This is a genomic window from Streptomyces sp. NPDC038135, from assembly GCF_055601245.1.
This window is the reverse complement of sequence record NZ_JBVJXS010000001.1, coordinates 313662-327063: the sequence shown is the minus strand read 5'-3', so window position 1 is coordinate 327063 and position 13402 is coordinate 313662. Positions and strand designations below refer to the sequence as shown.

At 72.2% G+C, this 13402-nt stretch carries 12 protein-coding genes; 9 read left to right on the top strand and 3 right to left on the bottom strand.

Features of this window, described 5'->3' with window-relative positions:
* The first annotated feature begins 45 nt into the window (after positions 1 to 45).
* The 5 genes from ACZ7JA_RS01540 to ACZ7JA_RS01520 are packed head-to-tail and all read left to right on the top strand — an operon-like array spanning position 46 to position 5644.
* Positions 46 to 1668 carry a peptide ABC transporter substrate-binding protein gene (locus ACZ7JA_RS01540; protein ID WP_470806790.1) on the top strand — a complete coding sequence of 541 codons (1623 nt, stop codon included), beginning with the start codon at positions 46 to 48 and terminating at the stop codon, positions 1666 to 1668.
* A 6-nt stretch (positions 1669 to 1674) separates the two neighbouring features.
* Complete coding sequence (locus tag ACZ7JA_RS01535) at positions 1675 to 2598, top strand: ABC transporter permease (protein WP_351662391.1); 924 nt, start codon at positions 1675 to 1677, stop codon at positions 2596 to 2598.
* On the top strand, positions 2591 to 3577 hold the full coding sequence (locus ACZ7JA_RS01530; protein ID WP_351662394.1) for an ABC transporter permease: 987 nt from the start codon (positions 2591 to 2593) through the stop codon (positions 3575 to 3577). Before ACZ7JA_RS01535 ends, ACZ7JA_RS01530 begins: the two co-directional genes overlap by 8 nt.
* An 8-nt stretch (positions 3578 to 3585) precedes the next feature.
* Positions 3586 to 4569: an ABC transporter ATP-binding protein gene (locus ACZ7JA_RS01525; RefSeq protein ID WP_351662397.1), complete on the top strand. Its 984-nt coding sequence runs from the start codon at positions 3586 to 3588 to the stop codon at positions 4567 to 4569.
* Positions 4553 to 5644, top strand: coding sequence for an ABC transporter ATP-binding protein (locus ACZ7JA_RS01520; protein WP_351662399.1), 1092 nt, complete (start codon positions 4553 to 4555; stop codon positions 5642 to 5644). The genes ACZ7JA_RS01525 and ACZ7JA_RS01520 overlap by 17 nt, the downstream gene beginning before the upstream one ends.
* A gap of 110 nt (positions 5645 to 5754) precedes the next feature.
* Here ACZ7JA_RS01520 and ACZ7JA_RS01515 read toward each other — a convergent pair whose 3' ends face one another.
* Positions 5755 to 7887 (bottom strand): S9 family peptidase, encoded by a 2133-nt coding sequence (locus tag ACZ7JA_RS01515; RefSeq protein WP_404024093.1) that lies wholly within the window; start codon positions 7885 to 7887, stop codon positions 5755 to 5757.
* A gap of 212 nt (positions 7888 to 8099) precedes the next feature.
* Here ACZ7JA_RS01515 and ACZ7JA_RS01510 point away from each other — a divergent pair, with 212 nt between their 5' ends.
* Complete coding sequence (locus ACZ7JA_RS01510; RefSeq protein ID WP_020942059.1) at positions 8100 to 8294, top strand: hypothetical protein; 195 nt, start codon at positions 8100 to 8102, stop codon at positions 8292 to 8294.
* A 37-nt stretch (positions 8295 to 8331) separates the two neighbouring features.
* On the opposite strand, the gene ACZ7JA_RS01505 is transcribed toward ACZ7JA_RS01510, so the two are convergent.
* Together ACZ7JA_RS01505 and ACZ7JA_RS01500 are read right to left on the bottom strand one after the other, a co-directional pair.
* Complete coding sequence (locus ACZ7JA_RS01505) at positions 8332 to 8538, bottom strand: DUF397 domain-containing protein (protein WP_351662404.1); 207 nt, start codon at positions 8536 to 8538, stop codon at positions 8332 to 8334.
* Complete coding sequence (locus ACZ7JA_RS01500; protein WP_403675881.1) at positions 8535 to 9419, bottom strand: helix-turn-helix domain-containing protein; 885 nt, start codon at positions 9417 to 9419, stop codon at positions 8535 to 8537. Before ACZ7JA_RS01500 ends, ACZ7JA_RS01505 begins: the two co-directional genes overlap by 4 nt.
* A gap of 164 nt (positions 9420 to 9583) precedes the next feature.
* Here ACZ7JA_RS01500 and mshB point away from each other — a divergent pair, with 164 nt between their 5' ends.
* From mshB to ACZ7JA_RS01485, 3 genes are all read left to right on the top strand, one after another.
* Positions 9584 to 10447, top strand: coding sequence for an N-acetyl-1-D-myo-inositol-2-amino-2-deoxy-alpha-D-glucopyranoside deacetylase (gene mshB, locus ACZ7JA_RS01495; protein WP_450743126.1), 864 nt, complete (start codon positions 9584 to 9586; stop codon positions 10445 to 10447).
* The gene (locus ACZ7JA_RS01490) at positions 10444 to 10860 is read left to right on the top strand and encodes a DUF6113 family protein (protein ID WP_351662408.1); all 417 of its coding nucleotides are present in this window, start codon (positions 10444 to 10446) and stop codon (positions 10858 to 10860) included. Before mshB ends, ACZ7JA_RS01490 begins: the two co-directional genes overlap by 4 nt.
* 155 nt (positions 10861 to 11015) lie before the next feature.
* Positions 11016 to 13331, top strand: a complete 2316-nt coding sequence (locus tag ACZ7JA_RS01485; RefSeq protein WP_470806787.1) for a hypothetical protein — start codon at positions 11016 to 11018, stop codon at positions 13329 to 13331.
* Positions 13332 to 13402: the final 71 nt, after the last annotated feature.

The following is a 13402-nucleotide window of genomic DNA, read 5'->3' as shown; positions in this document are numbered from 1 at the left end:
CCTTTTCACGTGATATGTCTGATTGTGTATCACGAGGAGGTGCCGATGCGCCCAACCGGGCACGCCCGACGGGCCGCGGGCGCGCTGGCCCTGGCTCTCGCCGCGACGGCCTGCGGGGGCGGCGTCGGCGGCGCGGGCGGCGCCGGGGTGCTGACCTCCTCCTGGGGCGACCCGCAGAACCCGCTGGAGCCGGCCAACACCAACGAGGTGCAGGGCGGCAAGGTGCTCGACATGATCTTCCGGGGCCTGAAGCGGTACGACCCGAGGACCGGCCAGGCGAAGGACATGCTCGCCGAGAGCATCGAGACCCGGGACTCCACGAACTTCACGGTCAGGGTCAGGGACGGCTGGACCTTCTCCAACGGCGAGAAGGTGACCGCGAGGTCCTTCGTGGACGCCTGGAACTACGGCGCGAGCCTGCGGAACAACCAGAAGAACGCCTACTTCTTCGGCTACATCGCGGGCTACGACAAGGTCCACCCCGACAGCGGCCGGCAGACCGCGGACACCCTGTCGGGCCTCAGCGTCACCGGCCCGCTGACCTTCACCGTCCGGCTCAACCAGAAGTTCTCCAGCTTCCCCGACACCCTCGGCTACGTCGCCTTCGCCCCGCTCCCGAAGGCGTTCTTCACCGACCACGCGGCCTGGGTGAGCAAGCCGGTCGGCAACGGGCCGTACCGGGTCCGTTCGTACACCAAGGGCTCGGCGATGGCCCTGGAGAAGTGGGACGCCTACCCGGGCCCGGACCGGGCCCGCAACGAGGGCGTCAGCCTGCTGGTCTACACGGACAACAACACCGCGTACACCGACGTGCTGGCCGGCAACCTCGACCTGGTCGACGACGTGCCCGCCACCCAGCTCAAGAACGTGCGGACCGACCTCGACGGCCGCTACATCAACACCCCGGCCGGCATCCTGCAGACCCTCGCCTTCCCGTTCTACGACCCCAGGTGGAACACCCCCGGAGCCCGGAAGGTGCGCACGGGCCTGTCCATGGCGATCAACCGCGCGCAGATCACCCGCACCCTCTTCCGCGGCACCCGCACCCCGGCCACCGACTGGACCTCCCCGGTCCTCGGCGCCAAGGGTGGCTACCAGTCCGGCCTGTGCGGCCACGCCTGCGACTACGACCCCGGCGGCGCCAGGAAGCTGATCCGGGAGGGCGGCGGCATCCCCGGCGGACGGCTGAAGATCACCTACAACGCCGACTCGGGCTCCCACAAGCAGTGGGTGGACGCCGTGTGCAACTCCATCAACAACGCCCTCGGCGACGACCGGGCCTGCGTCGGCAACCCGATCGGCACCTTCGCGGACTTCCGCAACCAGATCTCGCGGCACAAGATGCCCGGTCCCTTCCGGGCCGGCTGGCAGATGGACTACCCGTTGATCCAGAACTTCCTGCAGCCGCTGTACTACACGGGAGCCTCCTCCAACGACGGCACGTGGTCGAACAAGCAGTTCGACCGGCTCGTCGACCGGGCCAACGCCGAGACCGACACCGCCCGCTCGGTCGCGCTCTTCCAGCAGGCCGAGGGCGTGGTGCGGGACAACATGGCCGCCATCCCGCTGTGGTACCAGAACGGCAGCGCCGGCTACTCCGCGCGTCTGTCCCACGTCGCGCTCAACCCCTTCAGCGTCCCGGTCTACAACGAGATCAAGGTCGGCTGAGCCGTCATGGGGCGCTACGTGGTGCGGCGGCTGCTGCAGATGGTCCCGGTGTTCATCGGGGCCACGGCGCTGATCTTCCTGATGGTGAACGTCATGGGCGACCCCGTCGCCGGCCTGTGCGGCGAACGGAGCTGCGACCCGGCGACGGCGGCCCAGCTCAAGAGGGAGTTCGGCCTCGACAAGCCGATCCTGCAGCAGTACGGGACCTACATGGTGAACATCTTCACCGGGGACTTCGGGACGGCGTTCAACGGCCAGCCGGTCACCGAGCTGATGGCGGCGGCGTTCCCGGTCACCATCCGGCTGACGATCGTGGCGATCCTCTTCGAGATCGTCGTCGGCATCGCCCTGGGCGTGGTCACGGGGCTGCGGCGCGGCCGGCCCGTCGACACCTCGGTGCTCGTCGTCACGCTCGTGGTCATCGCCGTGCCCACCTTCGTCACCGGTCTGCTGCTCCAGTTGCTGCTGGGCGTCGAGTGGGGCTGGATCAAACCCTCGGTCTCCCCGGCCGCGTCCTTCGACGAGCTGATCGTGCCCGGCCTGGTCCTCGCCTCCGTCTCGCTCGCCTACGTCACCCGGCTGACCCGCACCTCCATCGCCGAGAACAAGCGGGCCGACTACGTGCGCACGGCCGTCGCCAAGGGGCTGCCCCGGCGCCGGGTGATCACCCGGCACCTGCTGCGCAACTCCCTCATCCCCGTGGTCACCTTCATCGGCACCGACATCGGCGCGCTGATGGGCGGCGCCATCGTCACCGAGCGGATCTTCAACATCCACGGCGTCGGCTACCAGCTCTACCAGGGCATCCTGCGGCAGAACACCCAGACGGTCGTCGGCTTCGTGACCGTGCTCGTGCTGGTCTTCCTGGTCGCCAACCTGCTGGTGGACCTCCTGTACGCCGTGCTCGACCCGAGGATCCGCTATGCCTGAACGGCGACCGGAGCAGGACGGTGCGATCGCCGGAACCGGCATGGGAGGCGCCATGGATTTCGCGACCAGTGAGGCGACGACGCTCGAGCCGGCCCCGGGCGGCCCCGGCGCCGGGGGCGCGGCGGACACCGGCCGGCCGCGCTCGCTGTGGTCCGACGCCTGGCGGGAACTGCGCCGCAACCCGGTCTTCCTGCTCTCCGCCCTCGTCATCCTCTTCCTGGTCTTCATCTCCCTGTGGCCCTCGGCGATCGCCCCCGGCAGCCCCCTGAGCTGCGACCTGGCCAAGGCCCAGGACGGTCCCGGCCCCGGCGCCCCCTTCGGGTACGACGGCCAGGGCTGCAACGTCTACACCCGGACCGTGTACGGCGCCCGTACGTCCGTCACGGTCGGCGTCTGCGCCACGCTCGGGGTCGCGCTGCTCGGGTCGGTGCTGGGCGCCCTGGCCGGGTTCTTCGGCGGAGTGTGGGACTCGGTGCTCTCCCGGGGCACCGACATCTTCTTCGCCATCCCGGTCGTCCTCGGCGGTCTGGTCCTGCTGTCCGTGGTCACCAGCAACACGGTCTGGCCGGTCATCGGGTTCATGGTGCTGCTGGGCTGGCCGCAGATCTCCCGCATCGCGCGCGGCTCGGTCATCACCGTCCAGCAGAACGACTACGTCCAGGCGGCCCGCGCCCTCGGCGCCTCCCACTCCCGGATCCTGCTGCGGCACATCGCCCCGAACGCCGTCGCCCCGGTGATCGTCGTCGCGACCATCGCGCTCGGCACGTACATCGCGCTGGAGGCGACCCTGTCCTACCTCGGCGTCGGCCTCAAGCCGCCCAGCGTCTCCTGGGGCATCGACATCTCCGCCGCCTCGCCCTACGTCCGCAACGCCCCGCACGCGCTGCTGTGGCCCGCGGGCGCCCTCGCCGTCACGGTCCTGGCGTTCATCATGCTCGGCGACGCGGTGCGCGACGCCCTCGACCCGAAGCTGAGGTGACCGGCCGCATGCTGCTCGAAGTGCGCGACCTGCACGTGGAGTTCCGGACCCGGGACGGGGTCGCCAAGGCCGTCAACGGGGTGTCGTACGCCGTCGACGCCGGGGAGACCCTGGCGGTGCTCGGCGAGTCCGGCTCGGGGAAGTCGGTGACCGCGCAGGCCGTGATGGGCATCCTCGACACGCCCCCGGGCAGGATCACGGGCGGGGAGATCCTCTTCCAGGGCCGGGACCTGCTGCCGCTGAAGGAGGAGGAGCGGCGCGCCGTCCGGGGCTCGGAGATGGCGATGATCTTCCAGGACGCCCTGTCCGCCCTCAACCCCGTGCTCAGCGTGGGCGACCAGCTCGGCGAGATGTTCGTGGTGCACCGGGGCATGTCGAAGAAGGACGCCCGGGCCGGGGCGGTCGAGCTGATGGACCGGGTGCGCATCCCGGCCGCCGCGCAGCGGGTGCGGGACTACCCGCACCAGTTCTCCGGCGGCATGCGCCAGCGCATCATGATCGCCATGGCGCTGGCCCTGGAGCCCGCGCTCATCATCGCCGACGAGCCCACCACCGCCCTGGACGTCACCGTGCAGGCCCAGGTCATGGAGCTGCTGGCCGAGCTGCGGCGCGAGTACCGGATGGGCCTGATCCTGATCACCCACGACCTGGGGGTCGTCGCGGACGTGGCCGACCGCATCGCGGTCATGTACGCGGGCCGGATCGTGGAGTCGGCCCCCGTGCACGACATCTACAAGGCGCCCGCGCACCCCTACACCCGCGGCCTGCTGGACTCCGTCCCGCGCCTGGACCTCAAGGGCAAGGAGCTGTACGCCATCAAGGGCCTGCCACCGAGCCTGACGCACATCCCGCCCGGCTGCGCCTTCCATCCCCGCTGCCCGATGGCACGGGACGTCTGCCGCACCGACGAGCCCCCGCTGTACCCCGTCTCCGCGGAGCGCGGCAGCGCCTGCCACTTCTGGAGGGAGTGCCTGGATGACCGCGACCACTGAGCCCGTCCTGGAGGTCGGCGGCCTCGTCAAGCACTATCCGCTGACCCGGGGCATCGTCTTCCAGAAGCAGATCGGCGCGGTCAGGGCGGTCGACGGCGTCGACTTCCACCTGGGCCGGGGCGAGACCCTCGGCATCGTCGGCGAGTCGGGCTGCGGCAAGTCGACGGTGGCGAAGATGCTGTGCAACCTGGAACGGCCGACCGCGGGCTCGATCCGGTTCAAGGGCGAGGACATCACCGGGCTGTCGGGCCGGGCCCTGAAGGCCGTCCGCCGCAACATCCAGATGGTCTTCCAGGACCCGTACACCTCGCTCAACCCCCGGATGACGGTGGGGGACATCATCGGGGAGCCGTACGAGATCCACCCGGAGGCGGCCCCCAAGGGCGACCGCAGGCGCCGGGTCCGGGAACTGCTGGACGTCGTCGGTCTCAACCCGGAGCACATCAACCGCTACCCGCACCAGTTCTCCGGCGGCCAGCGCCAGCGCATCGGCATCGCGCGGGGCCTGGCGCTGCGCCCCGAGGTGATCGTCGCCGACGAGCCGGTCTCCGCCCTGGACGTCTCGGTGCAGGCGCAGGTGATCAACCTCCTGGACCGCCTCCAGTCGGAGTTCGACCTCTCCTACGTGTTCATCGCGCACGACCTGTCGATCGTGCGGCACATCTCGGACCGGGTCGGGGTGATGTACCTGGGGCGCATCGTGGAGACCGGCACCGACACCGAGATCTACGAGCATCCGACCCACCCGTACACCCAGGCGCTGCTCTCGGCGGTCCCGGTGCCCGACCCGGACTCCAGGGAGGACCGCGAGCGGATCATCCTGTCCGGCGACGTGCCGTCGCCCACCGACATCCCCTCCGGCTGCCGCTTCCGCACCCGCTGCTGGAAGGCCCGGGAGCGGTGCGCCCGGGAGGTGCCGGCCCTGGCCGTGCCGGAGGCGTTCCGCCCGGGCAGCGGCCCGGCCGCGCACGACTCGGCCTGCCACTTCGCCGAGACGCTGCCCGTGAGGCGCCCCGGCGCCGACGGGACGCGGGAGGCCGGGCAGCCCGCCGGCAACGGCAGCGGGCCGGGATGACATGGCGCATCCCGGCCCGCTCACGGCACCCGCACGGCCGTACGCCGATCAGTCTCGCGCGTGCGTATATCGGCACCGCTTCCGCGAAGTTGCCTGTTCGTTAAGGCGCTTCACGCAGATTCGCCCGGCTGGGGCAGCGAACGGCGCAGGAAGTCGAGCTGCAGGCGCAGCAGGTTCTCCGCGACGGTCTCCTGCGGGGTCATGTGGGTCACCCCGGACAGCGGCAGCACCTCGTGCGGCCGGCCCGCGGCCAGCAGGGCGGAGGACAGCCGCAGGGAGTGGGCGACGACCACGTTGTCGTCCGCCAGGCCGTGGATGACCATCATCGGCCGGTGCGGCTCGGCCGCGTCGACCAGGCCCGCGTCGTCGATCAGAGAGTTGCGGCGGTACACCTCCGGCTGCTCGTCCGGCAGACCGAGGTAGCGCTCCTGGTAGTGGGTGTCGTACAGCCGCAGATCGGTGACCGGCGCGCCCACCACCGCCGCGTGGAAGACGTCCGGGCGGCGCAGCACCGCCAGCGCCGCCAGATAGCCGCCGAAGGACCAGCCCCGGACCGCCACCCGGCCGAGGTCCAGCGGGAAGTCCCCGGCGAGCGCGTGCAGCGCGTCGACCTGGTCCTGGAGCACGACGGCCGCGAGGTCGTCCCGGATCTCCTTCTCCCACGCGGGCGAGCGGCCCGGCGTGCCCCGCCCGTCGGCCACGACCACCGCGAACCCCTGATCGGCGAACCACTGCGAGGTCAGGTGCGCGTTGTGCGCGGCGACCACCCGCTGGCCGTGCGGGCCACCGTAGGGGTCCATGAGCACGGGGAGGGGAGTGTCACCGTGGTAGTCCGTAGGCATAAGCACGGCGCACGGAATTCGGCGTGCGCCCCCCTGGGTGAGCGTCACGCGGGGGGACAAACCGGGATCTTCGGCGTGAGAGGTGACAGTGGCCGTTCGTTTTCCGTCACGCAGCACCTGGACACGGGTCCCCGGACTGTCCAGCGTCGCCGACACCAGCACCGTCACGTCCCCGGCCCGCACGGCCGTGTGCACGCCCGGCTCCTGCGACACGCGCTCCACGCCCAGCTCGTTCACCCGGTAGACATGGATCTCGCCGATCTCCGGCGCCGCGGCCTCCTCGCCCGCCGAGGCCGTGACCAGCACGTCGTCGGCCGTCACGTCGAGGACCGAACGGATGTGCAACTGCGGCCCGGTCAACGGGCGTTCGCCCACGGTCAGCACCCGCGCGCCGCCCTCGTCCGCGATCCGGACGAGCTGCCCGGACGGGCTCCAGCAGGGCACTCCGCCGAACAGTTCCAGCCATGTTGGATCTTCGTCGGCGTGCACCATCCGGGTCGCGCCGGTGTCCGGGTCCACCGCCAGGAAGAGCTGGCTGCGCTGGTCCCTGGACTGCACCAGGATCAGCGGCGCCCCCGCCTCTGACCAGTGCACTCGCGCCAGATACGGATAGCGCCCCCGGTCCCACGCGACCTCCGTGCGCCCCCCGTCGAGGCCCAGGACGAAGAGCCGGACGTCCGCGTTAGGGGTCCCCGCCGCCGGGTACGCGACGTGGTTCGGGTCACGCTCCGGGTGGGCCGGGTCGGCGATCCACCAGCGCCGCACCGGCGTGTCGTCCACCCGCGCCACCAGCAGCCGGTCCGAGGCCGGAGCCCACCAGAAACCCCGGCTGCGGCTCATCTCCTCGGCCGCGATGAACTCCGCGAGCCCGTAGGTCACCTGCTCGGCCTCCGGCTCCGCCAGCGCCCGGTCGCCCTCGCCCTCGGCGCCCGTCACCCGCAGCGCGCCCCGCGCCACGTACGCGATGTGCCGTCCGTCCGGCGACGGCCGCGGATCGATCACCGGCCCCGGGACCTGCAGTTCGCGTGCGGTGCCGGCCCGCAGTTCGGCCGTGAAAAGCCGCCCTGACAAGGCGAAAGCCGCCAACTCCACGGCCGCGTCGGTGGCATGGCCGACGATGCCGGCCCCGCCCTCCCGGCTGCGCTCCCGGCGTGCCCGCTCCTCGGGCGGAAGCTCCTCGGAGGCGCCCTGCAGCAGGGCGGCCGGATCGGCCGCCAGGCGTTCCGAGCCGTCCGCCGGGTCCAGGACCCAGAGCGAATTGGCCCGGTCGGTACCGGAGTTGGAACGAAGGAACGCGACACGCGAACCGTCGGGTGCCACCGCGAACGCACGCGGCGCGCCGAGCGTGAACCGCTGCGTGCGGGCGTGCCGACGGGGGAAGGAGTGAGCCTCGGTCGTCATACCCCGACCATATTGGCCATGCGCCCCCTTGTGCGGCCGTGCGCCGAGCGATGCGCGAGCACGGATAGTTATGATCACTACCGCTGAGTGGGTATGAACCCGCTGGCGTCCGCATGGACTTGCCGTACGGATCGACGCCCGGCATACGACCGGGTCACAACCCCCATAGTCCGAACCCCCCGCGTCCCTGGGATTTTTGGAGGTGAGCCGCCGTGGCACTCTCGATTTCGGCGGTGGTGCTGCTGGCGATCATCGTCTTCTTGCTGATCAAGAAGTCGGGACTGAAGGGCGGTCATGCGGTCATCTGCATGCTGCTCGGGTTCTATCTCGCCTCCTCCACCGTGGCCCCCACGATCAGCGAGCTGACGACCAACGTCGCCAGCATGATCGGCAGCATCAAGTTCTGAGGGCTGCCGACGCCGGACAGCGGCGGCAGCGGCCCGGTCAGCCCTCGACCGCGTACGGCACGAAGCGGGACCAGGCGGCGGGGGCGAAGGCGAGGCGCGGCCCCTCGGCGTCCTTGGAGTCACGGACGTGCACGGTGCGGGGGGCTGTCGCGATCTCCACGCAGGAGTCGCCGTCGGGGCCGTCGCTGTAGCTGCTCTTGAACCACACCGGTTCGGCGTCGCCGGTAGTGGGCTTGCGGATCATGTCGCTCCCAGCAGTTGCTCGATGAGGGCCAGTGACTCCCCGGGCGGAAGAGCCTGGGCTCTGACGGTGCCGTAGCGCAGTTCGAGGATGCGCAGCTCCCTCAGGCTCGAGACCGGCCGCCCGTTGAACATGCCGTCGGCGCGTCCCACCGCCGTTCCGTCCTCGAACTTCAGCAACTCGATCCTGCCGCTCATGCCGGGGTGCGGTGCGCTGTCCAACGGCATCACCTGGAAGGTGACGTTGTTCAGCCGCCCCACGTCCAGCAGGCGTTCGAACTGCTGTCGCCGCACCATTGTGCAACCAACCCTGCGGCGCAGTGTCGCCTCCTCCAGGACGAAGCCCAGGGCGGGGGCGGGTGACCGCTCGAAGATCGACTGCCTGGCCATGCGGGCGGCCACCCGTCGTTCCAGATCCTCCGGTGAGTAGGCGGGAAGCCAGCTCTCCAGCAGCGCCCGAGCGTGCTCCGGTGTCTGCAGCAGGCCAGGGATGCTGCTGCACACGTACACCCCGATCTCGACGGCCCTGTCCTCCATCTCCGCCAGATCCCGCACCTTCTTCGGGTACCGGACCTTCCTCACGTCCTCCTTCATGGCCGCGACGAGGCCCCCGGCGTCCAGCACCTCGTCCGCCGTGTCCAGGAACTCGGGCCGGGGGATCCGCTTGCCGGCCTCGATCTTGTAGACGAGGTCCTCGCCGTAGCCGACCGCCGCCGCGAACTCGCCGGCCCGCATCCCGGCCGCCTCCCGGCGCAGCCGCAACTGCCTCCCCACGGTGGCCACCACGGCGAGCGCCCAGTCGTCGTCCGGATCCACCTCCCACCCCGCCTCATCGGCCTGCGCCGCCCCGGCCCGGACCCGCACCGCCTCACCGTCCACCGACATCCGCGCCCCTCCGTAGTTCCAGTGACCGTGCGCGACGGCGCGATCACTCATCAAGGTAGGGGTGGCCCGGCGCCATGGGGTGCGTGAATCGGGAAAATCGGGAGATCGCCGATGGGGGAGCCGGCTTCCGGACGACGCCGTGCGACGCCTCGTAGGGTGGTCCCATGACGGAACTGCCCGACCGGCGTCTGCTGCTGGTGCACGCGCACCCGGACGACGAGTCGATCAACAACGGCGCGACCATGGCCCGGTACGCGGCCGAGGGCGCCCATGTGACCCTGGTCACCTGCACCCTCGGTGAGCGGGGCGAGGTCATCCCGCCCGAGCTGCGGCACCTGACCGGCGCCGCGCTGGGGGCGCACCGCCGCGGCGAGCTGGCCGCGGCCCTGCGCGAGCTGGGCGTGACGGACTTCCGGCTGCTCGGCGGTGCGGGCCGCTACGGCGACTCGGGGATGATGGGCCTCCCCGACAACGAGGACCCCGGCTGCTTCTGGCAGGCCGACCTGGACACCGCCGCCGGGTCGCTCGTGGAGGTGATCCTGGAGGTCCGCCCGCAGGTCCTCGTCACCTACGACGACGACGGCGGCTACGGCCACCCGGACCACATCCAGGCCCACCGCGTCGCCATGCGCGCCGCCGAGCTGGCGGCCGAGCAGGGGCACCGGATCCAGAAGGTCTACTGGAACCGCGTCCCGCGCTCCGTCGCCGAGGCCGCCTTCGCCCGCCTCCAGGACGAACTTCCCGCGCTGCCGTTCGCAAAGGCCGCCTCCCTGGCCGACGTGCCCGGAGTGGTCGACGACGAGCGGATCACCACCGCCGTCGACGGCTCCGCGCACGCCCCGGCCAAGGCCGCCGCGATGCGTGCCCACGCCACCCAGATCGAGGTGGCCGAGCCCTACTTCGCGCTCTCCAACGAGCTGGCGCAACCGCTGTTCACCACCGAGTACTACGAGTTGGTGCGCGGTACCGCCGAGCCCGGGGAGACCGACCTGTTCGCAGGTGTCACCGGCAACGAGGAGGCGTCATGAGCACCGCCGGACGCGGTTCCGCGCTGGCCCAGCCGCTGCAGCGCCCCCCGGCCGGGCGGATGGCCGCCTACGCCGGGCTGTTCCTGCTCGGCGCGGTCGTCGGCCTCGCCGGGGCCCTGGTCCAGGGCGCCTGGTTCCCCGGCGGCCTGCTGCTCGCCCTCGCGGGCGCGGCCGGGCTCTTCCTCGGCGGCGCGTACGCGCTGCGCGGCCGGGGCGGGGCGGTGGCGCCGGTGGCCGGCTGGATCGTCGCCGTCATCCTGCTCACCGCCAGCCGCCCGGAGGGCGACTTCCTGTTCAGCGCCGGACTGGGCTCCTACCTCTTCCTGTTCGGCGGCATGGCAGTGGCTGTGATCTGCGCCACCCTTGCTCCGGGACGGCAACCCGGCGGCGGCGCTGCCCGACTTGGCAAGTGACGTACCACTTCGCCGTGCGGCGCGCGTGCGAGTCCGGTGTGCATTTCCTCGGCGGTCATGGGATACGCGCCAGAAGTGGCCAGTATGGTGGTGCGCGCCGCCGAACTGCCCGCTGAGGTCGTAACGGGCGGTGGAGCCAACCGGGAGAACCTGCCTTGAGTCGTGAAACTGACACTCCGTCCTCCGGGCCCAACGGGCGCGGCGGAGCCGCATACCCCTCCGGGACGCCTCCGTACGGAACCCCCGTCGCCTCCGAAGCCGGTGCGGACGCGGGCCGTTCGGCCGCGCAGCCGGAGGAACGCAAGACCGAGACCACGCTGACGACCCGGATCCGGATCAACATCCCCGGGTCCCGGCCCATCCCGCCGGTCGTGGTGCGCAAGCCGGTCGGCGACGCCGAGGGCGCCAAGGACGACACTGGTTCCGACCCGCGGCCGGCTCCGGCCGCCCCGGCGCCCGCCGCGGCCGAGAAGCCCGCCGAGCCCGCGCCGCAGGCCGAGGAGAAGACCAGCGACTGGTTCGCGCCCCGCAAGTCGTCCGCGCCCAAGGGCGGTCCGGGCGGCGGCGGCACGAACGGCGCCGGACTGCCCGGCGGTTCGGCGGCGCCGTCCGCACCCGCCGCACCCGCCGCACCGGCCGCCCCGGCCCCGCGGCCGGCCGCCGGCCGCCCCGGCGGTGTGGTCGGCGCCATGGGCGCACCGGGCGGCTCCCGACCCGCCGGCACCAACGGGGCCGGCCTGCCCGGCGCCACCGGCGGCCCGGTGGCCCCGGGCCACGGCGGCGGCACCGGCTCCTTCGACGTGACCGAGGCGCTGGCCGCGGGCTCGCGCGGCGGCGCCCGCCCCGGCGGCGCCGACGAGCCGAGCCGCGACGACCTGCCGTTCTTCTCGGACGGCGGACAGAACGGTCCCGCCGGCGCGGCGGGCGGTGCCGGCGGACCCGGCGGGCCGGGCGGCTTCAACGGCCAGGGCGGCCGCGGACCGAAGGGCCCGGCGGGCCCGACGAGCGGACCGGTCACCGGTGACGGACCGAGGATCCCGCCGCCCGTTCCCAGGAGCGCGCTCAGCGACCTCGACCGCGATCCGGGCGAGTCCTTCGGCGGCTACGGAGACACCGGCAGCCACGCGCTGCCCGGCGACACCGGCAGCCACCCCCGGCCGGGCGACACCGGCAGCCACCCCCGGCCCGGCGACACCGGCAGCCACTCGCTGCCCGGCGGCGCGAACGGCCAGGGCCGGCAGGGCGGCCCGCTGGCCCCCGGCGCCTTCGCCGGTCCCGGCGGCGGCCTCAGCGACGACACCGCGATCCTCACCCCGCAGAAGCCGGCCCCCGAACCGGGCACGCCCGGGTACCGCGCCGCCGGCAACGTCTCCGGGCAGACCGTCACCAGCGGCATCCCGGTCGTCCCGTCCGCCGGGAACTCGCCGTTCGGCCCCGGCGCGCCCACCGACGGACCGGTGCCGCACCAGGCGCCCAAGCTGCCCCACCCGGCCCCGCAGTCCAAGGCGCCCGCCAAGCCGAAGAAGAAGGGCCGCAGCAAGCTGGTGCTGCTCACCGTCGGCGTGGTCGTCGTCGCGGCCGGCGTCTACGGCGCCGGGCTGCTGATGAACCACACCGACGTGCCCAAGGGCACCACCGTGCTCGGCGTCGACATCGGCGGCGGCACCCGCGACGAGGCCGTCAAGAAGCTCGACGACGCCTTCGGCGGGCGCGTGAACAAGCCGCTGAAGCTGGCCGTGGGCGGCAAGACCGTGTCCATCGCGCCCGACAACGCGGGGCTGCAGTTCGACTTCGCGGCCACGGTGAGCGACGCGGCGCAGAGCGACTACAACCCGGTCTCCGTGATCGGCTCCGTCTTCGGGCAGAAGCGCGAGGTCGAGCCGGTCATGCCGGTGGACGAGGAGAAGCTGCAGGCGGCCCTCCAGCAGACCGGCGGCGGCTCCGGCTCCGTGGTCGAGGGCGGCGTCGAGTTCCGCTCCGGCAAGGCCGTCGCCGTCTACGGCAAGGAGGGCAAGGCCATCGACGCGGCCGGCTCGGCCCGGGCGGTCGCCCAGGCCTACCGCGCGCTGGTGGAGACCGATACCGCCACTCCCGTCTCCGTGCCGACCGCCACCAGGCAGCCGACGGTCACCAAGGCCGAGGTCGACCGGGAGATGAAGGAGTTCGCGGAGCCGGCGATGTCGGCCAACGTGACGGTGCGGACCGACGCCCTGCACTCGATCCAGATGAGCCCGCAGAAGTCGCTGTGGAAGTTCCTCCGGGTCGCGGCCACGCCCGACGGCAAACTCACCGACAAGCCGGACCTGGACGCCCTGAAGCAGCTCTACGGCCAGACCTTCGACGGGGTGCTCATCACCCGGGGCAACGGAAAGAAGACGCCGGTCACCCCGCAGGACGTGTACGTCGCCCTGCGCCAGGCGCTGACGAGCCGGACGAACCGGGTCGCGGTCATCGACACGAACCCGAGCTAGCCGGGCGGGAAAGGGGGGCGTCCGCGGGCCGGACGCCCCCCTTCGCCATGTCACCGGAACCCCCGTGGCGT

Bases quoted from the DNA above. Each gene is read 5' to 3' on its own strand.
- ACZ7JA_RS01515 (WP_404024093.1), bottom strand. From the start codon at position 7,887: ATGACGACCGAGGCTCACTCCTTCCCCCGTCGGCACGCCCGCACGCAG.
- ACZ7JA_RS01490 (WP_351662408.1), top strand. From the start codon at position 10,444: ATGAGCACCGCCGGACGCGGTTCCGCGCTGGCCCAGCCGCTGCAGCGC.
- mshB (WP_450743126.1), top strand. From the start codon at position 9,584: ATGACGGAACTGCCCGACCGGCGTCTGCTGCTGGTGCACGCGCACCCG.
- ACZ7JA_RS01500 (WP_403675881.1), bottom strand. From the start codon at position 9,419: ATGTCGGTGGACGGTGAGGCGGTGCGGGTCCGGGCCGGGGCGGCGCAG.
- ACZ7JA_RS01535 (WP_351662391.1), top strand. From the start codon at position 1,675: ATGGGGCGCTACGTGGTGCGGCGGCTGCTGCAGATGGTCCCGGTGTTC.
- ACZ7JA_RS01530 (WP_351662394.1), top strand. From the start codon at position 2,591: ATGCCTGAACGGCGACCGGAGCAGGACGGTGCGATCGCCGGAACCGGC.
- ACZ7JA_RS01505 (WP_351662404.1), bottom strand. From the start codon at position 8,538: ATGATCCGCAAGCCCACTACCGGCGACGCCGAACCGGTGTGGTTCAAG.
- ACZ7JA_RS01540 (WP_470806790.1), top strand. From the start codon at position 46: ATGCGCCCAACCGGGCACGCCCGACGGGCCGCGGGCGCGCTGGCCCTG.
- ACZ7JA_RS01520 (WP_351662399.1), top strand. From the start codon at position 4,553: ATGACCGCGACCACTGAGCCCGTCCTGGAGGTCGGCGGCCTCGTCAAG.
- ACZ7JA_RS01525 (WP_351662397.1), top strand. From the start codon at position 3,586: ATGCTGCTCGAAGTGCGCGACCTGCACGTGGAGTTCCGGACCCGGGAC.